Annotated in this window: 23 protein-coding genes; 19 read left to right on the top strand and 4 right to left on the bottom strand. The window is 48.6% G+C overall.

Going from position 1 to position 25,999, the window contains the following annotated elements:
* Nucleotides 1–8 precede the first annotated feature (8 nt).
* The 6 genes from DW039_RS10485 to DW039_RS10510 all read left to right on the top strand — a co-directional run bounded on the left by DW039_RS10485 (nt 9) and on the right by DW039_RS10510 (nt 7,341).
* Nucleotides 9–1,013, top strand: coding sequence for a glycoside hydrolase family 43 protein (locus DW039_RS10485; RefSeq protein WP_120381923.1), 1,005 nt, complete (start codon nt 9–11; stop codon nt 1,011–1,013).
* A gap of 35 nt (nt 1,014–1,048) precedes the next feature.
* The gene (locus DW039_RS10490; protein ID WP_120381924.1) at nt 1,049–2,533 is read left to right on the top strand and encodes a glycoside hydrolase family 125 protein; all 1,485 of its coding nucleotides are present in this window, start codon (nt 1,049–1,051) and stop codon (nt 2,531–2,533) included.
* Nucleotides 2,534–2,541: 8 nt separating this feature from the next.
* Nucleotides 2,542–4,599 (top strand): beta-L-arabinofuranosidase domain-containing protein, encoded by a 2,058-nt coding sequence (locus tag DW039_RS10495; RefSeq protein WP_005829711.1) that lies wholly within the window; start codon nt 2,542–2,544, stop codon nt 4,597–4,599.
* A gap of 76 nt (nt 4,600–4,675) precedes the next feature.
* Nucleotides 4,676–5,764 carry an acyltransferase gene (locus DW039_RS10500; RefSeq protein ID WP_005829712.1) on the top strand — a complete coding sequence of 363 codons (1,089 nt, stop codon included), beginning with the start codon at nt 4,676–4,678 and terminating at the stop codon, nt 5,762–5,764.
* 535 nt (nt 5,765–6,299) lie between these two features.
* Complete coding sequence (locus DW039_RS10505; protein WP_005829718.1) at nt 6,300–6,521, top strand: DUF6140 family protein; 222 nt, start codon at nt 6,300–6,302, stop codon at nt 6,519–6,521.
* A 40-nt stretch (nt 6,522–6,561) separates the two neighbouring features.
* Entirely contained in the window at nt 6,562–7,341 is a 780-nt protein-coding gene (locus tag DW039_RS10510) for a hypothetical protein (protein WP_005829720.1), read from the top strand.
* Nucleotides 7,342–7,468: 127 nt separating this feature from the next.
* Here the strand turns inward: DW039_RS10510 and DW039_RS10515 are convergent, their stop codons facing one another.
* Complete coding sequence (locus DW039_RS10515) at nt 7,469–8,257, bottom strand: hypothetical protein (RefSeq protein ID WP_005829722.1); 789 nt, start codon at nt 8,255–8,257, stop codon at nt 7,469–7,471.
* A gap of 131 nt (nt 8,258–8,388) precedes the next feature.
* On the opposite strand from DW039_RS10515, the gene DW039_RS10520 reads away from it, so the two are divergent.
* The 11 genes from DW039_RS10520 (at nt 8,389) to DW039_RS10565 (ending at nt 18,568) form a co-directional block, all read left to right on the top strand.
* The gene (locus DW039_RS10520) at nt 8,389–9,297 is read left to right on the top strand and encodes a YafY family protein (protein ID WP_005829725.1); all 909 of its coding nucleotides are present in this window, start codon (nt 8,389–8,391) and stop codon (nt 9,295–9,297) included.
* 103 nt (nt 9,298–9,400) lie between these two features.
* Complete coding sequence (locus DW039_RS10525; protein WP_005829726.1) at nt 9,401–10,435, top strand: C1 family peptidase; 1,035 nt, start codon at nt 9,401–9,403, stop codon at nt 10,433–10,435.
* A 563-nt stretch (nt 10,436–10,998) separates the two neighbouring features.
* Complete coding sequence (gene mnmA / locus DW039_RS10530; RefSeq protein ID WP_005829733.1) at nt 10,999–12,093, top strand: tRNA 2-thiouridine(34) synthase MnmA; 1,095 nt, start codon at nt 10,999–11,001, stop codon at nt 12,091–12,093.
* 315 nt (nt 12,094–12,408) lie between these two features.
* Entirely contained in the window at nt 12,409–12,453 is a 45-nt protein-coding gene (locus tag DW039_RS21480) for a hypothetical protein (protein WP_366244142.1), read from the top strand.
* Between the two features lie 155 nt (nt 12,454–12,608).
* Complete coding sequence (locus DW039_RS21485; RefSeq protein WP_227239148.1) at nt 12,609–13,457, top strand: S8 family serine peptidase; 849 nt, start codon at nt 12,609–12,611, stop codon at nt 13,455–13,457.
* Nucleotides 13,458–13,461: 4 nt separating this feature from the next.
* Nucleotides 13,462–14,694, top strand: a complete 1,233-nt coding sequence (gene xseA / locus DW039_RS10540; RefSeq protein WP_005829738.1) for an exodeoxyribonuclease VII large subunit — start codon at nt 13,462–13,464, stop codon at nt 14,692–14,694.
* A 78-nt stretch (nt 14,695–14,772) separates the two neighbouring features.
* Nucleotides 14,773–15,171, top strand: coding sequence for a lipocalin family protein (locus DW039_RS10545; protein WP_022401343.1), 399 nt, complete (start codon nt 14,773–14,775; stop codon nt 15,169–15,171).
* 12 nt (nt 15,172–15,183) lie between these two features.
* The gene (gene xseB, locus DW039_RS10550) at nt 15,184–15,399 is read left to right on the top strand and encodes an exodeoxyribonuclease VII small subunit (RefSeq protein WP_022401344.1); all 216 of its coding nucleotides are present in this window, start codon (nt 15,184–15,186) and stop codon (nt 15,397–15,399) included.
* Nucleotides 15,400–15,452: 53 nt separating this feature from the next.
* On the top strand, nt 15,453–16,472 hold the full coding sequence (locus DW039_RS10555) for a branched-chain amino acid aminotransferase (RefSeq protein WP_005829743.1): 1,020 nt from the start codon (nt 15,453–15,455) through the stop codon (nt 16,470–16,472).
* Between the two features lie 162 nt (nt 16,473–16,634).
* The gene (gene trmB, locus DW039_RS10560; RefSeq protein WP_005829747.1) at nt 16,635–17,393 is read left to right on the top strand and encodes a tRNA (guanosine(46)-N7)-methyltransferase TrmB; all 759 of its coding nucleotides are present in this window, start codon (nt 16,635–16,637) and stop codon (nt 17,391–17,393) included.
* A 74-nt stretch (nt 17,394–17,467) separates the two neighbouring features.
* Nucleotides 17,468–18,568 carry an Mrp/NBP35 family ATP-binding protein gene (locus DW039_RS10565; protein ID WP_005829749.1) on the top strand — a complete coding sequence of 367 codons (1,101 nt, stop codon included), beginning with the start codon at nt 17,468–17,470 and terminating at the stop codon, nt 18,566–18,568.
* Nucleotides 18,569–18,660: 92 nt separating this feature from the next.
* Here DW039_RS10565 and DW039_RS10570 read toward each other — a convergent pair whose 3' ends face one another.
* Together DW039_RS10570 and DW039_RS10575 are read right to left on the bottom strand one after the other, a co-directional pair.
* Nucleotides 18,661–20,481, bottom strand: a complete 1,821-nt coding sequence (locus DW039_RS10570; protein WP_120381925.1) for a M56 family metallopeptidase — start codon at nt 20,479–20,481, stop codon at nt 18,661–18,663.
* Nucleotides 20,482–20,483: 2 nt separating this feature from the next.
* Nucleotides 20,484–20,846 (bottom strand): BlaI/MecI/CopY family transcriptional regulator, encoded by a 363-nt coding sequence (locus DW039_RS10575; RefSeq protein ID WP_005829755.1) that lies wholly within the window; start codon nt 20,844–20,846, stop codon nt 20,484–20,486.
* Nucleotides 20,847–21,135: 289 nt separating this feature from the next.
* Between DW039_RS10575 and DW039_RS10580 the strand changes: the two genes are divergently transcribed.
* Nucleotides 21,136–22,674 carry a Gfo/Idh/MocA family protein gene (locus tag DW039_RS10580; RefSeq protein ID WP_005829763.1) on the top strand — a complete coding sequence of 513 codons (1,539 nt, stop codon included), beginning with the start codon at nt 21,136–21,138 and terminating at the stop codon, nt 22,672–22,674.
* Nucleotides 22,675–22,743: 69 nt separating this feature from the next.
* On the opposite strand, the gene DW039_RS10585 is transcribed toward DW039_RS10580, so the two are convergent.
* Complete coding sequence (locus DW039_RS10585; protein ID WP_120381926.1) at nt 22,744–24,645, bottom strand: TlpA disulfide reductase family protein; 1,902 nt, start codon at nt 24,643–24,645, stop codon at nt 22,744–22,746.
* Between the two features lie 146 nt (nt 24,646–24,791).
* Between DW039_RS10585 and DW039_RS10590 the strand changes: the two genes are divergently transcribed.
* A complete protein-coding gene (locus DW039_RS10590) occupies nt 24,792–25,859 on the top strand; it encodes an SGNH/GDSL hydrolase family protein (protein ID WP_005833392.1) in 1,068 nt (355 codons plus the stop codon).
* Nucleotides 25,860–25,999 lie beyond the last annotated feature (140 nt).

A 25,999-nucleotide genomic window follows, 5' to 3' on the forward strand; every position in this document is an offset into this window, starting at 1 on the left:
TATTTACCATGAAACTTAAGAAACTTACTATTTACTGCTTGGCATTGTTTTGTGCCTCTTCTTCTCTTTATGCGCAATCCGGTGAAGAAGTTCAAAAGAAACGCAGCGGCAATCCGATTTTTCCCGGTTGGTATGCCGACCCTGAGGGGGTGGTGCTGGACGGGAAGTTCTGGATTTATCCTACATATTCCGCTCCTTATGATGAACAGACTTTTATGGATGCCTATTCTTCGCCCGACTTGGTGCATTGGACCAAGCATCCACGCGTGCTTTCAAAGGAAAACATCCCATGGCTGCGCCGTGCTTTGTGGGCACCGGCTGTCATCGAGGCCAATGGCCGCTATTATCTTTTCTTCGGAGGGAACGACATACAGAACAACTCTGAGATTGGCGGTATCGGGGTGGCTGTGGCAGACAATCCGGCAGGTCCTTTCAAAGATGCGCTGGGCAAGCCCTTGATTGATAAGATTGTGAATGGAGCACAACCCATCGACCAGTTTGTGTTCCGCGATGACGACGGCACTTACTATATGTACTATGGCGGATGGGGGCATTGCAACATCGTGAAACTGTCTCCCGATTTACTTGGTGTCGTTCCTTTTGATGATGGCACAGTCTATAAGGAAGTGACTCCTCAGGACTATGTAGAAGGGCCTTTCATGCTGAAACGTAACGGAAAGTATTACTTCATGTGGTCGGAAGGCGGTTGGGGAAGCCCCGACTACCGTGTGGCCTATGCCATTGCCGACTCTCCTTTCGGACCGTTCCATCGCGAGGGAATAATTCTTCAGCAGGATGCCGGTGTAGCTACCGGTGCCGGACATCATTCGGTGGTGCGTGGAAAAGGCAAGGACGAATGGTACATCATTTACCACCGTCGCCCGTTGGGAGAAACGGCTGCAAACAGCCGTGCCACCTGCATTGACCGGATGTACTTTGACAAAAAAGGAAAGATAAAGCCGGTGCGCATGACTTTCGAGGGAGTGAAAGCTACCCAAACCCCACTTGACTAATAGCAATTTTCAATTCAAATTTATATAGAAGAAATATGAGTCTTAATTCCAAAAAGATTTGTTTCAGTCTTGTTCTGGCTGCGGCTGCCGGGATGGTTCAGGCTGCCAATGGTAGCTGCCTTCTTGCCGATGCGGGTTTTGTGGCCGTGCAGGACAATACGGCATCTGCCGGAAACTATTCCTCTAACCGTCCTAAAGAGAAACAACGCCTTTTCCGTTCCACTGCCGTGGAGAAAGAGATTGCCCGTGTACAGAAACTTTTGAAGAACCGCAAGCTTTCCTGGATGTTTGCCAACTGTTTTCCCAATACGCTGGATACTACTGTGCACTTCCGCAAGGGTAGCGATGGAAAGCCTGATACTTTTGTATATACGGGTGACATCCATGCTATGTGGTTGCGTGACTCAGGGGCGCAGGTATGGCCATATGTGCAGCTTGCCAACAACGACCCGAAACTGAAAGAGATGCTGGCCGGTGTTATTCTGCGCCAGTTCAAGTGCATCAATATCGACCCGTATGCGAATGCCTACAACGACGGTGCGCTGCCCGATGGGCATTGGATGAGTGACCTTACTGACATGAAGCCCGAACTGCATGAACGCAAATGGGAAATCGACTCGCTTTGTTATCCCTTGCGGTTGGCTTATCACTACTGGCAGGTGACGGGTGACACTTCGGTTTTCGGTGCTGAATGGCTGGAAGCCATCCGCAACATTTATACTACTTTTTGTCAGCAGCAGCGCAAAGAGGGTGTCAGTCCCTACAAATTCCAACGCAAGACGGAGCGTGCGCTCGATACGCTGAACAATGACGGTCTGGGTGCTCCTGTCCGTCCGGTGGGACTCATCGTGTCCTGCTTCCGCCCGTCGGACGATGCCACAACGCTTCAGTTCCTTGTGCCTTCCAACTTCTTTGCCGTCACTTCCTTGCGCAAGGCTGCCGAGATTCTGGAAACAGTGAACAGGGAGACTGCCCTGGCTGCCGACTGCCGTGCCTTGGCCGATGAGGTGGAGATGGCTTTGAAACGCTATGCAACCTACAACCATCCTGAATTCGGTACCATCTATGCTTTCGAGGTTGATGGTTTCGGCAATCATCTGCTGATGGACGATGCCAATGTACCCAGCTTGCTTGCCATGCCCTATTTGGGAGATGTAGATGTCAATGACCCCATTTATCAGAATACCCGCCGTTTTGTGTGGAGCGACAGCAATCCCTATTTCTTCAGCGGCAAAGCCGGCGAGGGTATCGGCGGACCGCATATCGGCTATGACATGGTGTGGCCCATGAGCATTATGATGAAAGCCTTCACAAGCCGGGATGATGCCGAAATCAAAACTTGCATCAAGATGCTGATGGATACGGATGCAGGTACCGGCTTTATGCACGAATCGTTTCATAAGGATGATGCAACCAACTTCACCCGCCCCTGGTTTGCCTGGCAGAACACCCTTTTCGGTGAGCTGATATTGAAGTTGGTTAATGAGGGGAAGGTGGATTTATTGAATAACATAGATTAAGATATAACATGAAGAACTTATATACATGGGTGGCTGCCCTCCTTTTCGTGGCATTGACAGTTTCGGTTACGGCTTGTACTTCTGCCTCTTCTGCCGGTACGGTGACGGTGGTGGACCGGCCGGATACACATGCTGTCAATGCCAATTATATGGGTTACCGTGCCCCGCTTCGTCCGTTGAACTTTATAAAATTGCCGGTAGGCAGCATCCGCCCCGAGGGTTGGGTAAGGAAATTTCTGGAGTTGCAGCGCGACGGCCTGACCGGACATTTAGGGGAAATCAGCGCTTGGTTGGAAAAGGATGACAATGCCTGGCTTACGACCGGCGGAGACCATGGTTGGGAGGAAGTTCCCTATTGGCTCAAAGGGTATAGCAGTTTGGCATATATTCTGAATGATCCGGAGATGATAGAAGAAACCAAATACTGGATTGAAGGCGTATTTGCCAGCTGCCAGCCGGACGGTTATTTCGGCCCGGTCAACGAACGCAATGGGAAGCGCGAACTTTGGGCACAGATGATTATGCTCTGGTGCCTGCAATCTTATTACGAGTATTCTCAGGACCGGCGTGTCATAGACCTGATGACAAACTACTTTAAATGGCAGATGACGGTCCCCGACGACCGGCTTCTGGAAGACTTTTGGGAGAACAGTCGTGGAGGTGATAATATCATCAGCATCTACTGGCTTTACAGCCATACGGGAGATGCTTTTTTGCTCGAATTGGCCGAAAAGATTCATCGCAACACTGCGGACTGGACTCAGTCGACCTCTTTGCCCAACTGGCACAACGTAAACATTGCCCAATGTTTCCGTGAGCCTGCCACTTATTATATGCAGACCGGTGATTCTGCCATGCTGAAAGCCTCTTATAATGTCCATCGGCTGATCCGTCGTACTTTCGGGCAGGTGCCCGGCGGCATGTTCGGGGCGGATGAGAATGCCCGTTTGGGATATATCGACCCTCGCCAGGGGGTGGAAACCTGCGGGCTGGTTGAGCAGATGGCTTCCGATGAAATTATGCTTCGCATGACGGGCGACCCCTTATGGGCCGAGCATTGCGAAGAAGTGGCATTTAACTCTTATCCGGTTGCCGTGATGCCGGACTTTAAAGCGCTGCGCTACATCACTTGCCCGAACCATGTCGTCAGTGATTCCAAGAATCATCATCCGGGCATCGACAACCGCGGACCGTTTCTTTCGATGAATCCTTTCAGCAGTCGTTGCTGCCAGCACAATCATGCACAAGGCTGGCCCTACTTTGCCGAACATCTGGTTTTGGCAACTCCCGACAATGGAGTGGCAACGGCTCTTTATGCAGCTTGCAAGGCTGTGGTGAAAGTAGCTGATGGAAAGGAAATCACTTTGCACGAAGAGACGAATTATCCTTTTGAGGAAGACATCCGCTTTTCTGTCTCTACCGGGGGGAAAGTCGTCTTCCCGTTCTATTTCCGGATTCCTTCATGGACTCAAAAGGCGAAAGTGCGCGTGAATGGTGAGGAAGTGGATGCGGCTCCCGTGGCAGGAAAGTATCTCTGCATCCATCGCGAGTGGTCGGATGGGGACCGCGTGGAATTGACGTTTCCGATGTCTTTGTCCATGCGCACCTGGCAGGTCAATAAAAACAGCGTAAGTGTGGATTACGGTCCTCTCACGCTCTCTCTTAAGATTGCTGAGAAATATGTGGAGAAGGACAGCCGCGAAACGGCCATCGGTGATTCTAAATGGCAGAAAGATGCTGACCCTCAAAAATGGCCCACTACTGAGATATATCCCGGCAGCGCGTGGAATTATTCGCTGGTGTTGGACAAGACAGAACCCTTGAAGCACTTCGAGGTAATCCGTAAATCATGGCCGGCTGACGACTACCCTTTTACGGTGGCCAATGTACCTTTGGAGGTGAAGGCTGTCGGCCGATTGGTTCCCGAATGGGAAATAGATGAAACCGGGTTGTGTGGTGTGTTGCCCGAAGAGGATGCGGCGAGAGGCGATAAAGAAGAAATCACACTCATCCCCATGGGAGCGGCGCGGTTAAGGATAACTGCGTTCCCGAATACAAAAGAATAAATTGATGAATGATGCGGACAGTAGTGAAGTGCTGATACCTTTAACTCCTTTGCATAAACAGAAAACTTGAAATAAAATGAAACGTATTGCTTTTTTGGATTATGTGCGCGTGTTTGCGTGCTTCTTGGTCATGCTGGTTCATGCCAGCGAGAATTATTATGGAGCTGTAGGTTCTACGGACATGGTGGGACCGCAGGCTTTCCTTCAGAACGAGGCCGATAGGTTATGGGTATCTATTTACGATGGCTTCTCACGTATGTCTGTGCCTCTGTTTATGATTGTTTCGGCTTACCTGCTTGCGCCTATGAAGAAGGGACAAAGCTGTTGGGAGTTTTACCGCAAACGTTTCCTGCGCATCATGCCGCCGTTCATCTTTTTCATGGTGCTGTACAGCACGTTGCCCATGTTGTGGGGACAGATAGACGGCGAACAGTCTATGAACGACCTTTCACGCATCTGGCTGAACTTTCCTATGCTTGCCGGACACTTCTGGTTCATGTATCCGTTGATAGGCCTTTACCTGTTCATCCCGGTCATCTCACCGTGGCTGGAGAAGGTTTCGGCGAAAGAAGAACGTTTCTTCATCGGACTGTTCCTGGTTTCTACTTGCATACCTTTCCTCAACCGTTGGTTTGGTGAGGTGTGGGGACAGTGCTTCTGGAACGAATATCACATGCTATGGTATTTCTCGGGTTATTTGGGCTACCTTGTGCTGGCACATTATATCCGCGTGCATCTTACTTGGGGGCGTTCCTTGCGTCTGTGGGTCGGTTTCCTGCTTATGCTGGTCGGGGCGGTGGCTACCATATGGTCGTTCTATGTCCAGGCTGTTCCGGGAGTGGTTCATTCTACGCCGGTCATTGAGGTGGGATGGGCTTTCTGCACCCTTAATTGCGTGGCGTTGACGGCAGGCACGTTTCTGCTGTTCAGTTGCATCAGCATTCCGCAGCCTCCGCGCTTCATTGCCGAAATGTCGAGACTCAGCTACGGCATGTTCCTTATGCACATATTCTGGCTTGGCTTGTGGGTGTCGGTGTTTAAGTCTACATTGGGATTGCCCACCGTGGCTGCCATTCCGGTTATAGCGGTATGTACGTTTATCAGTTGTTTCGTGGCAACCAAGCTCATCTCGTTGATACCGGGCAGTAAGTGGATTATCGGGTAGAGACGGTAATACTGTAAGATACAGCAGTGAGAATGGTAAGGCAACTTTTCATGCCGATACATAAATTTCTGTTTAGGAATTGTGGCGGAAGTGCCTTGCATTTAAGCGATGATATGCAACTGTTTGGCATATCCGGCAGCTACTTTTGCGGTAAAGTAAAAGTAGTCTGCATGGTATGTTGGGGATTACTGCTTGCATTTTGGAAAAGTTTTTATAGCTTTGTGTTGAATAAAAGATTTTTTGGAATGTAAACGATAATAATAGCCTTCGGGCAAGACATATTGCAAACTTGCGGACAATTGTTCGATTCGGTTAAATCTGGTAAATTAAACATGAAATCAAGAACAATAGGTCTAAGTTGGTTTGTACCCTCACGAAGGGCACAGGCTGCTTTTACTTATTTTGATTTCAAGGTTTACCAGAACCTAACCGGAGAAATAGGAAAAAGTGAGTGCTGTGTCCTTTTTCTTTTGTTATGACAGCCGGAAATGCCGAAAACCGAGAAGAGTAGGTGAATTTAGAGAACAATGTAATTATGTCAAGAGTATTTAAAGTAAAGCCCAAGAGACTTAAAAAAGTAAATGGTCTGGTATTGACACCGGAGATGGAAGTGATTGTTACGACTAAAATCAATATGTCGGATCCTTTCAGTAATTGTGCAAAAGAACTGAAGGAGGCTTATATGCGTCTCTACAGCTTCGATTATGAGAAAGCTTGTTGCAACAGAGGGGATTTTGATTTCGCGGCACTTGATTGACCGGTATATTTTTTTGTGCCAACCTTAAAAAGCTAAAGATATGAACTGTATTAACACAGATTACTTCAAGCCTTTTTTGCAGGCTTTTTGCGAGAAGACACAACCGTTGTATACTTGTGGGTATCCATGGGGACCATTTGTGCCCTATACGATGCCCCGATATAACGATGCCGATGTGAAAATATTCTATATGGGCAGGGATACTTATTATTGGGTGGAGCAAGAAGAACTTTTCGAAGCTTTTACGAATCATGTTTTGGAAGACTATCTGGGGAAAAACGCGGCATGTGTAGATGTTGAAAAAATGTTGGGATGGAAAAATAACGCCGGTTCCTTTTGGACAATGGTTGCCAAACTGCATCTACTGATACGCACGGGCAGATACACTGAAGACATAATGCAGATAAGTGCCGCAGACAAAGTGATACTCGAAGAGATTGGTTACGGAAACATCAATGCCATAGAGCAGCAGACCAGCTTATCGAAAGAAGGGTATTGGGAAGCGATAACTTCTTTGGACGGTTATTGTCAAATCCGGGAAGCCGGTCGCCCTTTTGAGAAATTGAAGTCGGTGATAGAAGCCTACCACCCGGATTTTATCTTCATTTTCAATTGGGAAGAACGTGACGATGTATTCGAGGGTATGGACTTTGAGTGGCAGAAAGTGTATTACAAGGACAAGCTACAGGCTGTATATACCTTGCCCGGCTACTCTACCAAGGTGATATGGACTTCCCATCCCCGGCGTTATTCCTATTTAGGAACCAACATCGAAGAGATGGCAGGGAGCTTGGCTGATACATTTGCCGCCATTCGCTGACCAAGATAGTGTGGATGGAATCAAAATCTTTTTCAGACATTGTAGGAACAGTTTTTTCAAACAGCATGTTTTTACAGCTTGTCTTATTGATGTCTGAAAAAGATGATGCAGATAAGGGGTTTGGACGTTACTCGTTGGTTTGGGAAGCAAAGTGCTGGAATGTCACTTCGGCTTCCACCCAGAAATCATTCATCCGCAATAGGTCGGGGATAGAGTAGGGCTTATGGGTGCAAATGTCGTGTACTGCATGGCAAATGCAGATGTCTTCCAGTTCAGACCTGCTCAAGCAGCCTTCTGCCCAGCTTGTTTCGTCATCGAGTTCATCGGTTAAACCGAGTGCTTTGTCAGTTACATCCGGTATATTGTCGATGCCATTTGAAATGGAACAACTTTCTATCTCGGCAAGCCCTTTTTTATCGAGCAGTGTATCGATGAGTTTGATTATGCGGTTGAAGTCCGAAGAATAGAACATATCTTCTTCCAGAACAAGTACGGACTCGCTTCCGTTGTGGCTAAACAGCAATCGACCTTCAATCTCACAATCATCATCAAAAGTTTCGTCTTTCAGTGATTGGTGCATGGCTCGATATAGATTAGCAGTGTGGGCATACATTTGCCTGGTCAGTCCGAGAAGCAGTTCATTGATTTGTTTGAAACGTTCTTTTTCGGCCTGGTTGCATAGGAACATTTGGTTCAGCAGATAGCTTCTTGTGTGTAAGAGGTATTCTATTCTATCCAAAGTCTCTCTATCTTGGATTTTGTCTAAACGCGGATAAGTGCAATGGTGGCCCGGGATGGTTGTGGTGGGGATAATTCGTTTTAGTTCCATCTCGATGGCTGTCAGTATGTGCCGTTTTCGGGCAGTGTCTCGTTCTGATTGGATGAGTTCAAAGGTTTCTTTTGAGTATACGTCCATGGTCTGTTGTTTTTAGAATTGGTTTGATTACGGCAAAGGTAGGTAGGGATTATGCCATTTGGCGGCAGAACTCTGGTATAAGATAATTGAGGATTGAGACTTGGCTATAAATAATTATAAGTTAAAACAATATGGGTAAGGAACTTTTTAGTCGTTATGTTTGGCTCTTGGAGACCATTCATCGTGCGGGTAAGATTACATTCGAGGAAATCAACGCTCGCTGGCTTCGTTCGGAACTAAGTGGTGGAGAAACTCTTTCACTCCGTACTTTTCATCATCATCGGGATGCGATAGAAGAGCTGTTTGACATCAATATTGAATGCATCAAGCGTGGAGGTTATTGCTATTATATAGAGGATACAGAAGAATTGGAAAAAGGTTGTGTGCGCAAGTGGCTGTTGAATTCGTTTGCGGTAGACAACCTGATAGTTGAAAGCCGTAAGCTAAAATCACGTATTTTGCTTGAAGAAGTTCCTTCTGGAAAGCGGTATCTGATTCCGCTGATTGAAGCGATGCGCGACGGTATGATTGTTGAGGTGGACTATCAGAGTTTTCGGCAACAGGTACCTGCTAACTTTGAAATAGAACCTTATTGTCTGAAATTGTTCCGGCAGCGCTGGTATGTGGTGGCACGCAGTCCGCATTATAATCGCGTGATGATTTATTCGCTTGACCGTATTCTTGATTTGGAGGTGTCGGAGAAAACGTTTTACTATCCGGAAGAATTCAATCCTCAGTCTTATTTTGATGCCTGCTTTGGCATTGTAGCAGATGATGATATAGGGATAGAGACTGTGCAGTTGAAGGTCTACGCTCCTCAGGACAAGTATTTTGATGCCTTGCCATTGCATCATTCCCAACGTACGGTAGAAGTTACGGAAGGACATACCGTTTACGAATACCGAATACGGCCAACGTATGATTTTGTGCAGGAGTTGCTTTCGCACGGGGCAGATGTGGAGGTTTTGCAGCCTTCATTGTTGCGTAGCCGGTTGGGTGATATAGCAAAAGAGATGGTTGCTCTTTACAATATTCCGTAATGGTTTGCATTACGCGTACGGAATAGGTTGAGTTTTAATTTCATTATGAATATATTTGCAGGGCAAGACAAGAAATAATAATTTTGTATTTAATAGATTGCATATGAATAAATTACTTCCCCTCTTATGCCTTTCCCTCGCTCTGTCCGCCTGTTCACGTACGGAAAAGAGGTTGGAGGCGCATGTTTTCGTACCGGATGCAGTGTGTGCCCATACGCCGGCGCTGAACCAGGGCCGCACTTCTACCTGCTGGACTTATGCTTCGGCCTCTCTGTTGGAGTCTGACTGGCTGGCGGGGCATCCCGGAGATACCGTGCGCCTGTCGCCTATGTACATGGTCAGGCAGAAATACTTGAATCAGCTTGATGCCTACTATTACTCTTGCGGCAGGGAAGAAATCAGGAATGGCGGACTGGGACATTCTTTCCTCCGTGTGCTGGAGGAAGACGGTGTGCTGCCGTTGGAAGCATATCGGGGGCGACGGCAGGGAAGCAAAAGGCATGACCACGGGGCTTTGCTGAAACAACTGAAGAAGCTGGCGGAGGAGGCCGTGAAGCATTGCGACCTCCCCGGCTACAGGAAACGCGCTGTAGCCCTGCTGGACGAGCAGATGGGGGCGGTGCCCGATTCGTTTCTCTACCGTGGCAGGAGCTATACCGCCCGTTCGTTTGCCGACTCGCTTCGCTTCAAGGCGGAGGATTATGTGCAGTTGACGAGCTTCACGCATCATCCTTTTTATACCCCTTTTATATTGGAAGTACCGGACAACTGGGAGCATCAGTGCTATTTCAACCTTCCGCTGGACGAGTTGGAGCAGGTGGTGCGCCGTGCGCTGTCTGCCGGCAAGACGGTGGCTTGGCATGGAGATGTGAGCGAAGATACTTTCAGTCCGCGTCAGGGAATGGCTCTTTGGACGCAGCATCCGGTGACACAGGAGATGCGGCAACATGAGTTCGAGCGTTTCCTTACCACAGACGACCACATGATGCACCTCATCGGCACGGCGCACGATGAGGCGGGACGCTTCTACTATCTCTTGAAGAATTCGTACGGAAGATATGGCGCCTACGCAGGGCTGCTCTACATGTCCGAAGATTATTTCAGAGCGAAGACTGTCTCGGTTCTGCTGAGGAAGTAATCCCCCTCCAATCTTTCCCGTTCATCGGTTTTTGCGATGAAACTGCTTTTACTCTGTGTCCGCTTTCCCGTTGAAGGTTCGGCAGCCGTCAATTGACAGCTGCCGGCTTCACTGCGGTAAAGGCGCGGCGACACTTTCTCCCTTCATCAGCCTCACTCCCTCACTTCTGCAACATCACTGCACAACGGTTGCAGCGTCACTGCAAAAGGGTTGCAGTGTCACTGCATAACAGTTGCAGCGTCACTGCAAATACGGTTGCAGTGCTACTGCAAAATGGATGCACTGTCTTTGCAGTGCTTGTCTGCTGATTCATACATGGTTATGCCGAGGGGAGGGAATGTGCAGTGAAAGACCGGTACGCAGTCGATAAGAAGATGCGGGAGCACCTGCGGGGCGAGGTAGCGCGAAGGAAAGGAGTTTCACCGCAAAAGCCGATGAATAGGAAGATTGAGGGAGAAGGTGAAGGAGATGGAGGATGAAAATACATTTCTCTTTAGCGAAAAAGCTGTGTATTCTGCTTGAAAACGCGTACTTTTGCAGACTATATAAATGAATTGCAGAATATGAACAAACCCGGGAAGCGAGTATTGGTCGGCATGAGCGGAGGTATAGACAGTACCGCCACTTGTCTGATGCTGAGGGAGCAGGGCTATGAGATAATCGGTCTCACCATGTGGGTGTGGGGAGACGAACCGGTGGAAGCCCGCAGCCTTGCCGACAGTATGGGAATTGAGCACTATGTGGCGGATGAGCGCGATGCTTTCCGCCGGATTATCGTTCGGAACTTTATTGATGAGTATCGCCGGGGGCGTACTCCCAATCCTTGTGTGATGTGCAATCCATTGTTCAAGTTCCGCATCCTGACGGAGTGGGCGGACAGGCTGGGCTGTGCGTTCGTCGCTACCGGGCACTACACCCGTCTGGAGGAGCGGAACGGGAAGACTTACATCGTTGCCGGAGATGACGACAAGAAAGACCAGTCCTATTTCCTCTGGCGGCTGGGGCAGGAGGTGTTGAAGCGGTGCATCTTCCCGCTGGGGGCGTTCACCAAGATGCAGGTCCGCGGGTATCTTCGTGATAAAGGATATACGCTCAAGGCGGAAGAAGGGGAAAGTATGGAAGTCTGCTTCATCAAGGGCGACTACCGCGACTTCTTGCGCGAGCACTCTCCGGAGATAGACAGCGAGGTGGGGCCGGGATGGTTTGTCAATTCGGAAGGCGTCAAGCTGGGCGGGCACAAAGGATTCCCTTACTACACCATCGGGCAGAGGAAGGGGCTGGAGATTGCTTTGGGCAAACCTGCCTACGTGCTGAAAATCAATCCGCAGAAGAACACCGTGATGCTGGGCGATGCGGAGCAGTTGAAAGCCGGATACATGCTTGCCGAAGAGGAAAACCTGATTGACGAGGCGGAATTCTTTGGCAGTGAAGAGCTTACCGTGCGCATCCGCTACCGCAGCAAACCCATCCCTTGCACCGTGAAGCGCCTGGAGGACGGGCGTCTGCTGGTGCGCTTCTTGTCGGAGGCTTCTGCCATTGCTCCGGGACAGTCTGCCGTGTTCTACGTCGGCCGGCGTGTGGTTGGCGGCTCATTCATCGCTTCCCAACGGGGCATCGGGATGTATATTGCAGAAAATAATAAAAACACAGATATATGAGAAAACTCTTTTTCCTTCTACTTTTCATCTTGGCTGCTGTAGGCGCATCGGCCCGGCAAGACACTTTGAAGTATCGCATCAGCCTGAAGGACAAGGCTGCCACCACGTATTCGCTGGAACATCCGGAAGCGTTCCTTTCTGAAAAGGCGATTGAGCGCCGCCGCAAGCAGAACCTTCCGATAGACTCGACAGACCTTCCGGTATGCCGTAAGTATGTGGATGAGATTCGCAGGCAAGGCGTGAAGATTGTCGTTACCGGCAAGTGGGAGAATTTTGTTACAGTGTCCTGCAACGACTCTGCATTGGTGGAGCGCATTGCCGCTCTGCCTTTTGTCCGGGAGACGGAAAAGGTATGGATAGCTCCCGGAGGTGACGGGCCGTTCATGGCAACGGAGCGCGACTCTCTGATAAACCGCCCGAGCGTGCATCCCGACAGCATTTATGGACTGGCTGTCGACCAGATACGGCTGAGCAATGGCGATAAGCTGCACGAAGAAGGCTTCAAGGGACAAGGAATGACGATTGCCGTTATCGACGCGGGCTTCCACAATGCCGACAAGATAACCGCCATGCAGAATATCCGCATCCTGGGTACGAAGGATTTTGTGAACCCCCAATCGGATATATTTGCCGAAAGCAGCCACGGCATGGCGGTGCTCTCGTGCATCGCCATGAACCGCCCCGGTGTCATGACCGGTACGGCTCCCGAAGCTTCTTTCTGGTTGCTGCGCAGCGAAGACGAATACTCCGAGCATCTGGTAGAGCAGGACTACTGGGCTGCGGCTGTGGAATATGCCGATAGCGTGGGAGTGGATGTACTCAATACTTCATTGGGATATTACGCTTTCGATGATAAATCCAAGAATTATAAGCTCCGCAATCTGGATGGGCACCATGCGCTGATGTCACGTCAGGCATCGCGCATAGCCGATAAGGGCATGGTATTGGTATGCAGTGCCGGAAATTCGGGCGCCGGTTCTTGGAAGAAGATTACGCCTCCGGGCGATGCCGGGAATGTGTTGACGGTGGGCGCTGTCGACAAGGAGGCTGTCCTGGCTCCTTTCTCGTCTGTAGGGAATACGGCAGACCATCGGATAAAGCCGGATATTGTAGCCGTCGGGCTGGGTGCCGACGTGATACGCACGGACGGCAACCAGGGAAGGGCGAACGGTACCTCTTTTGCCTCACCCATTATGTGCGGCATGGTGGCCTGCTTGTGGCAGGCTTGCCCCGAACTTACGGCAAAAGAAGTGATGGAATTGGTGCGCCGTTCCGGTGACCGTGCCGATTTTCCCGATAACATCTACGGTTATGGCGTGCCCGATATGTGGAAAGCATATCAGGATTATCTGCTCAAAAGATAGCCATATGGAATCGTTGTCTTTGTATGAGCTCAACGCCCTTGTGCGCCGCAGTCTGGAACAATGCCTTCCTGACGAGTGTTGGGTGCAGGCGGAGTTGAGCGATGTGCGTACCAACAGTACGGGGCATTGCTATCTGGAATTTGTGCAGAAAGACCCTCGCAGCAACAGCCTGATAGCTAAGGCGAGAGGAACAATCTGGGCAAATGTGTTCCGCCTGCTGAAGCCCTATTTTGAGGAAGCCACGGGGCAGGCGTTTGTTGCGGGCATCAAAGTGCTGGTGCAGGTCACCGTCAGCTTCCACGAACTTTACGGCTATAGCCTTACGGTGCAGGACATAGACCCCACCTATACCTTGGGCGATATGGCACGCCGCCGCAGGGAGATACTGAAACAGCTCGAGGAAGAGGGGGTGCTCACTCTTAATAAAGAACTGGATATGCCCCGCCTGCCGCAACGTATTGCCGTCATATCCTCACCGACGGCGGCGGGCTATGGTGACTTCTGTCATCAGCTGGAAAACAATTCCCGGGGTTTCTACTTTTATACGGAACTGTTTCCTGCCCTGATGCAGGGCGACCGTGTGGAGGAGTCTGTCCTCTCTGCTCTCGACCGGGTAAATGCACGCTTGTCCGAGTTTGATGTGGTTGTCATTATTCGCGGTGGAGGCGCCACGTCCGACTTATCCGGTTTCGATACTTATCTGCTTGCTGCTGCTTGTGCACAGTTTCCGTTGCCTGTCATAACGGGCATCGGTCACGAGCGGGATGACACGGTGCTGGATTCTGTGGCACATACCCGTGTAAAGACCCCTACGGCGGCTGCCGAATTCTTAATAGAGTCCATGGACAGCGCTGCTGATGAACTGGAAATGCTTGCTTCTCGCTTGCATGAGGGTGTCAGGAATCTGTTGCAGCAGGAACAGCGCAGACTCTCTGGTTACAAGAACCGGATTCCTTCTGCCGCATACCATCGTATATCCGATGCAAAAATGGCTTTGCTGACTGTGCGGAAAGATGTGGTGCAGGCTGTGACTTCCTCTTTGTTCCGCCATCGCCATCGCCTGGAATTGTTGCAACAACGATTGGCAGATGCTTCACCGGAAAAGTTGTTGGCCCGCGGTTACAGCATTACGTTGAAAGATGGGAAAGTAGTGAAGAATGCAGATGAACTGCAGGAGAATGATATGATAACAACCCGTCTGCAGAATGGTGAAGTGGTTTCAATAGTACATATTTAACTCTCCTCTCATTCATGCAGTGTTTTGCAAATCTCTGCATTTTATGAATATTGTTTAAATCATTTAAAATGAACAAAGATGAAAACACAAAATTTGTTTTTTATGCTGATACTGATAAGTATGGCATTTAGTTTTATTTCATGTACGGATGAGGATGATAAGGTCGAAATTCCTCAACTGGTAGGTAAGTGGATTGTGAAAGAACCAGTCCTGCAGGACGATTTTGTGACCTGCTATACGTTTAATGCAGACAAGACCTATGAAGTTTATACCGGAAGCCCGTTATCTAACGGAGTCCCTTTTCGTGGAACTTATATCATAAGTCTTGATGAAAAATTGATTACGTTGTATGATAAAGAGGGACATTATACTGAACAATATCATATTTTGAAACTGACGTCCAAGGAGATGAAGTGGGAGAACGCATCGCCCAAAAACGGGAATTCTGACAAACGGCTTGAGAAGTACAACGATTAATTAATTTCAATTATGCCGGTAACCAAGAAAAAAGAAACCTACTCCGAAGCCATGGCGCGCCTGGAGAAAATAGTCAGCCAGATAGACAACAACGAGCTGGAGATAGATGTGCTTGCCGAAAAGATAAAGGAGGCGAACGGAATTATAGCATTTTGCAGCGATAAATTGACCAAAGCCGATAAGGAAATTGAAAAATTACTGTCGGAGAAGTGGAAATCTGAAGAATAAAAGCTATTTTTGTTGCAAAATGTACGTAATAGAAGTAACTAATACTTTGAGATATGAAAGAACTTGATTGGGCTAATCTGCCGTTCGGATATATGAAGACAGATTACAATGTGAGAATTTACTATCGTAACGAACAATGGGGCGAACTGGAAGTTTGCAGTGAGGAAACCATTCCTATGCACATGGCTGCCACTTGTTTGCACTACGGTCAGGAAGCGTTTGAGGGTTTGAAGGCTTTTCGTGGCAAAGACGGTAAAGTGCGTATCTTCCGTTTGGAGGAGAATGCAGCCCGCCTGCAATCCACTTGCCGTGGCATCTTGATGCCGGAACTTTCTACGGAGCGTTTCAAAGAAGCTATTCTGAAGGTGGTGAAGCTGAACGAGCGTTTCATTCCGCCTTATGAATCGGGTGCTTCTCTGTATATCCGTCCGTTGCTGGTGGGTACCGGTGCACAAGTAGGCGTACATCCTGCCAGCGAATATCTGTTTGTGGTGTTCGTGACCCCGGTAGGTCCTTACTTTAAGGGTGGATTCTCAACCAATCCGTATGTCATTATCCGCGAATTCGACCGCGCGGCACCGCTCGGTACGGGTGTCTATAAGGTAGGAGGCAACTATGCAGCCAGCTTGCGTGCCAACAAGAAGGCGCACGATTTGGGCTATGCCTGCGAGTTCTATCTGGATGCCAAAGAAAAGAAATACATGGACGAATGTGGCGCCGCCAACTTCTTCGGCATCAAGGACAATACATATATCACTCCGAAGTCCACTTCCATCCTGCCCTCCATCACCAACAAGAGCCTGATGCAGCTGGCAGAGGACATGGGCATGAAGGTAGAACGCCGTCCGGTTCCCGAAGAAGAGTTGCTGACTTTCGAGGAAGCGGGTGCCTGCGGTACGGCTGCCGTTATCAGCCCCATCGAACGTATAGACGACGTAGAGAACGGCAAGTCATACGTTATTTCCAAGGATGGAAAACCCGGACCGGTATGTACGAAGCTCTACAACAAGCTGCGTGCCATCCAGTATGGTGACGAGCCGGATACTCACGGGTGGGTGACGATTGTTGAATAATACGGTGATGGCAATGTCTATCGTATAAGACTTGCCGGGACTTTGTTTTTTATACTTTTAGGCACGGATTGCGCGGAAAGCACGGATAGATTGAAGAGAGACCGTGAAAATCCGTGTAATCCGTGCCTAAAATAATATGTTTTATGTTTCAATGCTTCTTAAATGGGAAAGAACAAGTTAGAGAAGTTTGCCGATATGGCGAGTTATCCGCATGTTTTCGAGTATCCGTATTCCGCGGTGGATAATGTGCCGTTTGACATGAAAGGGAACTGGCACGGGCGGTTTTTCAAGAACGACCATCCCATTGTCCTGGAACTGGGCTGTGGTAGGGGAGAATATACTGTCGGATTGGGACGCATGTTTCCCGAAAAGAACTTCATCGGAGTGGATATAAAGGGTGCCCGCATGTGGACGGGAGCCACCGAGTCGCTGGAGTCGGGCATGAAGAACGTTGCTTTCTTGCGTACGAATATCGAAATCATCGACCGCTTTTTTGCTATGGATGAGGTGAGCGAAATCTGGCTCACTTTCTCGGACCCGCAGATGAAGAAGGCGACCAAAAGGCTTACTTCCACTTATTTCATGGAGCGCTACCGCAAGTTCCTGAAGAATGACGGCATAGTCCATCTGAAGACGGACAGCAACTTCATGTTTACCTATACCCGGTACATGATTGAAAGAAACCGGCTGCCGGTGGATGTGATGACGGAAGACTTGTACCACTCCGGCATGGCTGATGAGATACTCAGCATCAAGACCTATTATGAACAACAATGGCTGGATCGTGGTTTGAATATCAAGTACATCAAGTTCCATCTTCCGCAAGAGGGCGAGTTGCAGGAACCGGATGTGGAGATAGAGCTGGATGAGTACCGCAGTTATAACCGTAGCAAGCGTAGCGGATTGCAAACCAGCAAATGATGTGAATCAGTGGTTAAAACTACTACTGATTCGCATAAAAATAGTAAATAGTAAATCGTCAAATAGTAAATACAATGACATTATATCCAAAATTAATCCTTGATGCATTGGCAACAGTGCGTTATCCCGGTACCGGAAAGAATCTTGTTGAGGCTGAGATGGTGGCCGATAACATGCGGATTGACGGGATGAAGGTCAGCTTCTCGTTGACATTCGAGAAACCGACTGATCCGTTCATGAAGTCAATGGTGAAGGCTGCCGAGACAGCTATACATACGTATGTCTCTCCCGAGGTGGAGGTTGTGATTACGACTGAAAGCCGTCAGGCGGCACGTCCGGAAGTGGGTAAACTATTACCCCAGGTGAAGAATGTTATCGGAGTGTCTTCCGGAAAAGGTGGGGTAGGCAAGTCCACGGTTGCTGCCAACCTTGCCGTGTCTTTGGCAAAGTTGGGTTATAAAGTAGGTCTGCTGGATGCTGATATCTTCGGGCCTTCTGTTCCAAAGATGTTCCAAGTGGAAGATGCCCGTCCGGTGGCAGAGAACATTGGTGGACGTGACTTGATTGTTCCGATAGAGAAGTATGGCATCAAGTTGCTTTCCATCGGTTTCTTTGTAGACCCCGACCAGGCCACTTTGTGGCGGGGAGGTATGGCAAGCAATGCCTTGAAGCAGCTGATTGGTGATGCCGATTGGGGAGAACTGGATTATTTCCTTATCGACCTTCCTCCCGGAACGAGCGACATTCACTTGACAGTGGTGCAGACTTTGGCACTGACAGGAGCTATCGTTGTCAGCACGCCGCAGGCTGTGGCGCTGGCAGATGCCCGCAAAGGCATCAATATGTTTACCAATGATAAGGTGAATGTGCCCATTCTCGGTTTGGTGGAGAACATGGCTTGGTTCACGCCTGCCGAATTGCCGGAAAACAAGTATTATATCTTTGGAAAAGAAGGCGCAAAGAGACTGGCTGAGAAAATGAACGTACCCTTGCTGGGACAAATTCCTATCGTGCAGAGTATCTGCGAGAGCGGTGATAAGGGGACTCCAGTTGCTTTGGATGAGAATACGGTGACCGGGCGCGCTTTCCTGCAACTGGCTGCTGCCGTAGTCCGTCAGGTAGACCGCAGAAATATGGAAATGGCGCCGACACGGATTGTGGAAGTGCATAAATAAACATGGATATTTTCCTTATGAAAAAGGAGCAGTTACCCGGCGACGGGTAACTGCTCCTTTTTCATTTAGACTTGTTTAGAGAGAAAATTAGTTTATTTAGTTGGAGTAACAGTGGCATTCTGGACAGCAGGGCTTTTCTCCGGTTCTTGCAGACGGAACATGATGGGGACTGTATATTTTACGTTTACAGCTTGTCCTCTTTGCATGCCGGGCTTCCACTTGGGCATGATAGTAGTCAGACGGATTGCTTCAGCGTCTAGCAGTGGGTCGGCACCACGGATTACTCTGGGGCAGATGATGTTCCCTTCTTTATCCACTATAAACTGTATGACCACTCTTCCCTGAATCTTAGCTTTTTGTGCGGCTACCGGATATTTGATATTTTTGCCGATGAATTCCATCATTGCGGACATGCCGCCGGGATATTCCGGCATTTTTTCTACGACTTCGAAAACGGTTACTTCCTCCGGGTAGGTTGCCTCTTCGGGAGCATAACCCACTACCACCATTTCATCTATTTTGCTTTCAATGGGAGCATACTTAACCTGTGTATTGTTTTCCGTCAGACGGAACATCACGGGAACTGTATATTTTACCCGCACGGCTTCTCCTTTTTGTGTGCCGGGTTTCCATTTGGGCATGGCACTGATTACGCGCACGGCTTCTTTGTCCAGTTCGGGGTCAATACCACGAAGCACTCTCGCATTGGCGATGCTGCCGTCTTTTTCCACCACGAATTGTACGGTTACCCGTCCTTGTGTGCCTTTCTTCATGGCTGCTTCCGGATACTTGATGTTCTTGCTCAAATATTCCATTAGTACCGGCATGCCTCCACCGGGGAATTCGGGCATATGTTCCACTACTTCGAAAATAGGATTGTCGAGAGTATCCTTGTCCACTACCTTTCCTTTGTAAGTCACGGTTTTCGTGTCTTGTTCCGGTTGGGGAGCTGCTTGAGGGTCTTGAACTTCCGGTGCCGGTTGTTCGGTTTTGGGATCTACGGCCTCTATGACTTCCGCTGCAATCTTCTTTGTGGTACGCGCCACTGCTTCGATATTGCTGATAATCATAAGTAAGGCTGCCAAGGGAAGGAACATCAGATATTTGGTCCTTCCTATTCCTTTTGTTCTCTTTTTGTTCATCATTTTGATGCGTTTTTTTAAAGGTAAAACATTGAAACTGTTATAGATAGTTGCTGCAGCCTTTTGATGTGACAATCCTAGCAGATGGTACTGGTAGGTTTTGGAGTCATAGCCGTTCTCCAATACGCGGGCATCGGCCATATATTCCAGATTGGTGCGGATTTCCCGTTTCATGAGCCAGGCAAAGGGATTGCACCAGCAAAAAATGCACACCAGTTCACTGATGATGACATCAATGGAGTGCCATTGCCGGGCGTGTGTCTGCTCATGGGTCAATATTTCGTTGAATTCCTCTTCCGTATGCGAGGACGGATGGATAAAAATCCAGTGGAAAAAGGAGAAAGGCCCGTCTGCTTTGGGAAGCAGATGTATATTTGTGTTGCCTATTTGTACCTTGCGGCATCGGCATGCCAGGTGGATGATGCCCGCCAGTTGCATGATGAGGCGTATCATCAGCAATGCCACTATTCCCCAATAGGCGATATTGGCATATTCTGAAAGGATGCTTTTCCAGTCGGTAGGAGCCGCTTCGGTGCCTATTGTGAGTTCCGGTAGCACAACGCTGGCATAGAGGTCTGCCATGGCCACCATCGGTTCCTGCTCCGTAATCCACGTTTGTATGTTCAGCAGAGGTACGGCGGCAGAAACGGCAAAGAAGCAGAGCAGTGCGGTTCTGCGCCAGCCGAAAAACGTGTCTTTGTAGAAGAATAGCCGATAGAATGCATAAAACAGTACTATCGCTACATTCACTTTCAGAAAATAGGCTAACATGTTTACTCCTTTCCTTTCTCTATCATGTCTATAATGTCTTTCAGGTCATTGGCCGAAATCTTCTGGTCTTTGGCGAAGAACGAAACCATTTCCTTATAAGAATTTTCAAAGTAGTTGCGCACAAAACCGCTCATAAAGGTACGTTTGTATTCGCTTTCGCGTATAAGCGGGGTATACTGGTAAGTGTTGCCTACACGTGCGGCACGGATATACTGCTTGCGCTCCAGGTTTTTCACAATAGATGCTACAGTTGTGTAGGGAGGCGCCGGTTTGGGATATTTGGCAACAATGTCTTTTACGAAGCAACTGCCCAGTTCCCAAATGTACAACATTGCTTCTTCTTCTTGTATCGTTAACTTTTCCATGGATAAAGTATTTAAATGAATTCAATGCAAATCTACGAATATTTCGTAAACTAACATCAAACAGTGAGTTAATTAATCTAAATGCTCCTGCTGTGTGTATATTCTTTTGCCGGATTGAAAAGAACATGGCTGTTGATAATCTTCTTTTGGCTAAGATTGTCTATCTTTGCAGAAGAAGCGAAGACTGGCGGCACCTCAGCATAAAAAATGAACGGGTTCATTTTATCCTGCATTCGGTTTGCGCTGTCTTTGTTGCAATGAATTCTTTTACCTTAAATAAAGCAGAAATATGGGAACAGTTAAATCGTTGTTGCTGGGAATGTGCTTCGTATTGGGTGCATGCACAAGCCAGACTTCTACTGTGCAAACCACAGAGAAGGGAACTCAATGGGAATGGCAGAATGGTACCATTGTTGTCAAAACTCCCGAGCGTCCGGCAGGACAGAAGAGTGTATTGGGACTGACTACTCCGAAGTTGGAGGCAGTCCGTGTGGGTTTTGTTGGTTTGGGTATGCGTGGCCCCGGAGCAGTGGAGCGTTTCACTTATATTCCGGGTACGCAGGTAGTGGCTCTTTGTGATTATGAAGAGGCCCGTGCAGATAAATGTCAGGAGCTCTTGAAGAAGGCATCCATGCCCAAGGCCGCCGTCTATTCCGGTGACAAAGGATACGAGGAACTCTGCAAACGTGATGATATAGATTTGGTTTATATTGCTGCAGACTGGCTGCATCACTTCCCCGTTGCCAAGTGTGCGTTGGAGAATGGAAAGAATGTAGCGATAGAAGTGCCTTCGGCTATGAATCTGCAGGAATGCTGGGATTTGATTAACTTGAGTGAATCTACCCGTAAGCATTGCTTCATTCTGGAGAACTGCTGCTATGACTGGTTCGAGATGAATACGCTGAACATGGCGCAGCATGGCGTGTTCGGTGAAGTTATCCGTGCGCAGGGTGCTTATATACATAATTTGAGCCCGTTTTGGGACCATTATTGGAAGAATGGAGAAAATGACAAGCTGGGCTGGCGTTTGGACTACAACATGAAGCATCGTGGTGACGTGTATGCCACCCATGGCCTTGGCCCGGTGGCGCAAGCACTGGATATTCACCGTGGTGACCGTATGGAAACGTTGGTAGCCATGGATACCAAGTCTGTAGTGGGCAAGGAGCTGGTAGAAAAAAGAACCGGCGAGGAGTGCAAGGAATTCCGTAACGGTGACCATACCACGACCATGATTCGTACAGCCAATGGAAAGGTGATTGAGATTCAGCACAATGTAATGACACCACAGCCTTATAACCGTTTGTATCAGCTTACGGGTACCAAGGGATTCGCCAACAAATATCCGGTAGAAGGGTATGCGCTTGACGCTGACCAGCTGAGTGCATCGGGCGTTCAGCCCAAAGTGGATGATTTGAATTCACACGGTTTCCTGCCGGAGACGGAGATGGAGGCACTCGTGGAGAAATACCAGCATCCCATTTTAAAGAAGTACGGTGAGATGGCGAAGGAAGTAGGAGGTCATGGTGGCATGGACTTCGTGATGGACAGCCGTCTGGTATATTGCCTGCAAAACGGTCTTCCTTTGGATATGGATGTATACGACCTTGCTGAGTGGTGCTGCCTTGCAGAATTGGGAGAACTTTCTATGGACAACGGTTGTGCGGCTGTGGCATTCCCCGATTTCACCCGTGGTGAATGGAATGTGGTGAAGGGCTACAAGCATGCATATGCAACTCCGGAAGAGGAAGCGGCTGCTATGGAGAAGGCAAAGGCATTTACTGCTAAACTGAAAGAGCAGGGAGCCAAGGAATGGGCTGAAAAGTAATAGCGGTATACTGATAAAACAAAAAAACAGCAGGTGATAAGCCTGCTGTTTTTTTGTTTTATCAGTTTGTCATTTAGTCACTTTCAGCAACTCTTCCTTCATCTTCTCTACTCCCGGAAAGCCGGTTTGTCTGAACGTGGTGTTTCCTTCGCGGTCTACAATCAGATAAGTCGGTACCCCTTCTATCTTGAATGTATCCGATAGGTATTTCCATTGGGCATCTGTCAGACGGAAATGTTCGCCGTGGATGTCGGGAATCATATTCTCCCAGGTCTTCAAGGAGGAGGTTTCGCCGGTGATGTACAGATATAGGATATCCTTGTCTTTCAGTTCCTCCTTCATGGGGGCCATCGTCTTGTTTGCCATACGGCATGGACCGCACCAAGTGGCCCAGAAATCTACTAACAATACTTTTCCTTTGAATTTGCTGATGATAGAAGTGAACAAATCTTCGTTGCTGACGTTGGCGTCCACTTGGTTGATGGTATAGCCCGTCTTTTTCTTGTTGGCTTCGAGTTGTGCCAGCAGTTCGTCATTGGCGGCAGTCAGCATTTCACGGTATGCGGCGGGCATGGCGGCAACGGTGGCCTTTTGCTCGTCGGTGAGCGGGGTGAAGTTCTTGATACCCCGGTAGAGGGTGACATTACGGGCTATATCGAAGAAGATACCTTTGTCGGTTCCCCAGGCTTTGGCCAATTCTCCACTCCGTTCGACATTCCTTGAAGCCATTTGTACATACTGGTTGGACAAGACTGCCTGCGGCACATTCAATATACTCATATCTTCGTCGGACACGTAGTTGGCGGGTACTTTCCGGGCAAGTTCCTGATAGTAGTTGTTTGCTTCCTCCCGTTTGATGAGATTGGCGTGTAGGGCAGCCGATGTCAAGATGCTGGCAACGGAAGACAGCATGGCATTTGTAATCAGTTTGTTATTGATAGTCAAAAGTTGTCGGGTAGAAGCACTATAAGGCAACTTGTCTATTGCTTCTTGTGTTTCGTCGGATATTTGAAGTACGTATGCTTTGGCTGCATCAATATCCTTGCCAGCCAGTGCAGCTATGTTTTGATAGAGCTTGTCTTGCATGTCGATGCTGAGGTGGTTTCCGTTCAACTCTTGTGCCACGGTTTCCAGCGGTCCGTTGATATATACCATTTCTCCATAGGGTTTCCCTTCGCTGTGGAATTTAGACTTGCGCCGGGAAGCTTCGCGTAGATTGACGTATATTTCTGTTGTCTTGCCGGGTTCCATGAAGAACTGGAGCATATGCTCTCTACCCAAATATATGGTACATGGGGTAGTGCCGGGCAATGTTACTTCTTTGGTGAAACTGCCGTCAGGCTGGATGTCGAGTGGTATGTCCGTGATGTCTCCTTTGATATTCTCCCACACGGCAATACTGATTGGCATTCCCATATTGGGGCGTGAATCCAGGAGTTTTCCTTTCAGCATGGCTTTTCCGTATTGGATGACCGGTTCGGGAAGTTTGGCATTAGGGTCGGCTTTGTGTACTACGGTGTTCTGGGGAAGTGCTAGTTCCGGCAGTTTCTTGCTTTTCAGTTGTATTCCCCAGATGCTGAATCCGTTTTCCACCTTTTCGCCTTCGGTGAAGTCGAAGGAGGTAGCATTGTCGGATAGGGGAGGAAAGACCAGCTGGAATTCCGCTTCGCCCGATTCGGGCATCCAAAATTCTTTACCTGGTATGATGCCTATACCGGAACGCAGTTGGTAGGTTTCTCCGTTATTGTCTGTCAGGTAGCTGTCGGGTGCAATCTGTATCCAGTACTTGGGACGATACTTGGCATAGATGTGGAGCACGGTTGCCGTGTCACTGATGACTACTTTACTCACTTCGATGGAAGTCGTGTTTCTTACGATAAACGGTGGTTGGTCAATCACACGGTTTTTGGCTTGCAGGGTACAGCAGATGCACAGCAGGAAGCCTGCTAAGAGGAAATGGATGTGTCTCATATGAATTGTTTTCTGCGAAAATACGAATGTTTCGTAAAGAAACAAGCATGTGGGAGTTAATTGATGTAAAATACTTCCATTTCTTCGTTTTTCAAAGAAACCTTGTATCTTTGCCATCTGATACTTAACACTTAATATCTTGTCATATGAGAACCAGAATTCTTTTGATGGGCTTGTTGTTGGCCGCTGTTGCCAATGCCCAGACTATCTATCATGATGCTTCCGCCTTCCCCCTTCTGGGCAAAGCAACAGAATCTACCCTTACCCGCTATGAGCGTCTGCCGGACTCTCTGCAGAACATCTCCCGCAAGCCATTGTGGGACTTAGGCCGCAACAGTGCCGGACTCGCCGTGCGCTTCCGTTCCAACTCTACAAGCATTTCTGCCAAATGGGAAGTAAGGAACAATATGAGTATGAACCACATGACACCGACCGGCATTAAAGGCCTCGACCTCTACTGCTTGCAAGACGGTAAGTGGATATTTGCCGGTAGCGGACGTCCGCAGGGCAAAATCAATAAGGCGACTATCGTAAGCAATATGTTGCCCGAGGAGCGCGAATACCTTTTGTACCTTTCTTTATATGATGGGGTTACCTCGCTTTCCATCGGCGTGGATTCTTTATCCGCCATTACCCCGCCGGCAGTAGACTTGCCGAAACGTGAGAAGCCGGTGGTATTCTATGGTACCAGCATCTTGCAGGGAGGCTGCGCTTCCCGTCCCGGCATGGCGCATACCAATATTCTGGAACGTTGGCTCAATCGTGAGTGCATCAATCTGGGATTTAGCGGCAATGCCTTGCTCGACCTGGAGATTGCCGATGTCATAGCCGGTGTGGACGCTTCTATGTTTGTCCTCGACTTTGTGCCCAATGCTACCGTGGAGCAAATGAGAGAGCGTGCCGATAAATTCTATACCACTATCCGCAGCAAGCATCCCGATACGCCTGTCCTTTTCGTGGAAGACCCTCTCTTTACTCACTCTCCTTTTGACACCAGGATTGCCAAGGAGGTAAAGGACAAGAATGAGACATTGAATGCCTTTTTCCGTTCTTTGAAGCAACGTGGAGAGAAAAACATCTATTTCCTTGCTTCCCGTGACATCATCGGCCACGACGGGGAGGCTACAGTAGACGGCATTCATTTTACCGATTTGGGCTTTATGAGGTATGCTGAGATACTTTACCCGATATTGGAGAAACACATGCGACCGTAATTAGGTATTACAGCCCCGTTTGTCTGTTTGCTGCCTTGCCGATGCTGTAGGGCAACTATTTGTTTCCTTTAACAAAACAGTCTGTTTCCTATAAGGGAACAGACTGTTTCAATATGGCGAACAAACTGTTTTTATATATT

Origin of the sequence: Bacteroides sp. AF39-16AC (genome assembly GCF_003602735.1) — a bacterium.
Lineage (GTDB): Bacteria > Bacteroidota > Bacteroidia > Bacteroidales > Bacteroidaceae > Bacteroides > Bacteroides uniformis.

What these genes read in the sequence shown, in the direction of transcription:
- DW039_RS10515 (WP_005829722.1), bottom strand. Translation starts at nt 8,257, where the DNA reads ATGGACGTATACTCAAAAGAAACCTTTGAACTCATCCAATCAGAACGA.
- DW039_RS10580 (WP_005829763.1), top strand. Translation starts at nt 21,136, where the DNA reads ATGGGAACAGTTAAATCGTTGTTGCTGGGAATGTGCTTCGTATTGGGT.
- DW039_RS10585 (WP_120381926.1), bottom strand. Translation starts at nt 24,645, where the DNA reads ATGAGACACATCCATTTCCTCTTAGCAGGCTTCCTGCTGTGCATCTGC.
- DW039_RS10525 (WP_005829726.1), top strand. Translation starts at nt 9,401, where the DNA reads ATGAATAAATTACTTCCCCTCTTATGCCTTTCCCTCGCTCTGTCCGCC.
- DW039_RS10520 (WP_005829725.1), top strand. Translation starts at nt 8,389, where the DNA reads ATGGGTAAGGAACTTTTTAGTCGTTATGTTTGGCTCTTGGAGACCATT.
- mnmA (WP_005829733.1), top strand. Translation starts at nt 10,999, where the DNA reads ATGAACAAACCCGGGAAGCGAGTATTGGTCGGCATGAGCGGAGGTATA.
- DW039_RS21485 (WP_227239148.1), top strand. Translation starts at nt 12,609, where the DNA reads ATGACGATTGCCGTTATCGACGCGGGCTTCCACAATGCCGACAAGATA.
- xseB (WP_022401344.1), top strand. Translation starts at nt 15,184, where the DNA reads ATGCCGGTAACCAAGAAAAAAGAAACCTACTCCGAAGCCATGGCGCGC.
- DW039_RS10545 (WP_022401343.1), top strand. Translation starts at nt 14,773, where the DNA reads ATGAAAACACAAAATTTGTTTTTTATGCTGATACTGATAAGTATGGCA.
- DW039_RS10575 (WP_005829755.1), bottom strand. Translation starts at nt 20,846, where the DNA reads ATGGAAAAGTTAACGATACAAGAAGAAGAAGCAATGTTGTACATTTGG.
- xseA (WP_005829738.1), top strand. Translation starts at nt 13,462, where the DNA reads ATGGAATCGTTGTCTTTGTATGAGCTCAACGCCCTTGTGCGCCGCAGT.
- DW039_RS10490 (WP_120381924.1), top strand. Translation starts at nt 1,049, where the DNA reads ATGAGTCTTAATTCCAAAAAGATTTGTTTCAGTCTTGTTCTGGCTGCG.
- DW039_RS10495 (WP_005829711.1), top strand. Translation starts at nt 2,542, where the DNA reads ATGAAGAACTTATATACATGGGTGGCTGCCCTCCTTTTCGTGGCATTG.
- DW039_RS10555 (WP_005829743.1), top strand. Translation starts at nt 15,453, where the DNA reads ATGAAAGAACTTGATTGGGCTAATCTGCCGTTCGGATATATGAAGACA.
- DW039_RS10570 (WP_120381925.1), bottom strand. Translation starts at nt 20,481, where the DNA reads ATGTTAGCCTATTTTCTGAAAGTGAATGTAGCGATAGTACTGTTTTAT.
- DW039_RS10500 (WP_005829712.1), top strand. Translation starts at nt 4,676, where the DNA reads ATGAAACGTATTGCTTTTTTGGATTATGTGCGCGTGTTTGCGTGCTTC.
- DW039_RS10505 (WP_005829718.1), top strand. Translation starts at nt 6,300, where the DNA reads ATGTCAAGAGTATTTAAAGTAAAGCCCAAGAGACTTAAAAAAGTAAAT.
- DW039_RS10510 (WP_005829720.1), top strand. Translation starts at nt 6,562, where the DNA reads ATGAACTGTATTAACACAGATTACTTCAAGCCTTTTTTGCAGGCTTTT.
- DW039_RS10565 (WP_005829749.1), top strand. Translation starts at nt 17,468, where the DNA reads ATGACATTATATCCAAAATTAATCCTTGATGCATTGGCAACAGTGCGT.
- trmB (WP_005829747.1), top strand. Translation starts at nt 16,635, where the DNA reads ATGGGAAAGAACAAGTTAGAGAAGTTTGCCGATATGGCGAGTTATCCG.
- DW039_RS10485 (WP_120381923.1), top strand. Translation starts at nt 9, where the DNA reads ATGAAACTTAAGAAACTTACTATTTACTGCTTGGCATTGTTTTGTGCC.
- DW039_RS10590 (WP_005833392.1), top strand. Translation starts at nt 24,792, where the DNA reads ATGAGAACCAGAATTCTTTTGATGGGCTTGTTGTTGGCCGCTGTTGCC.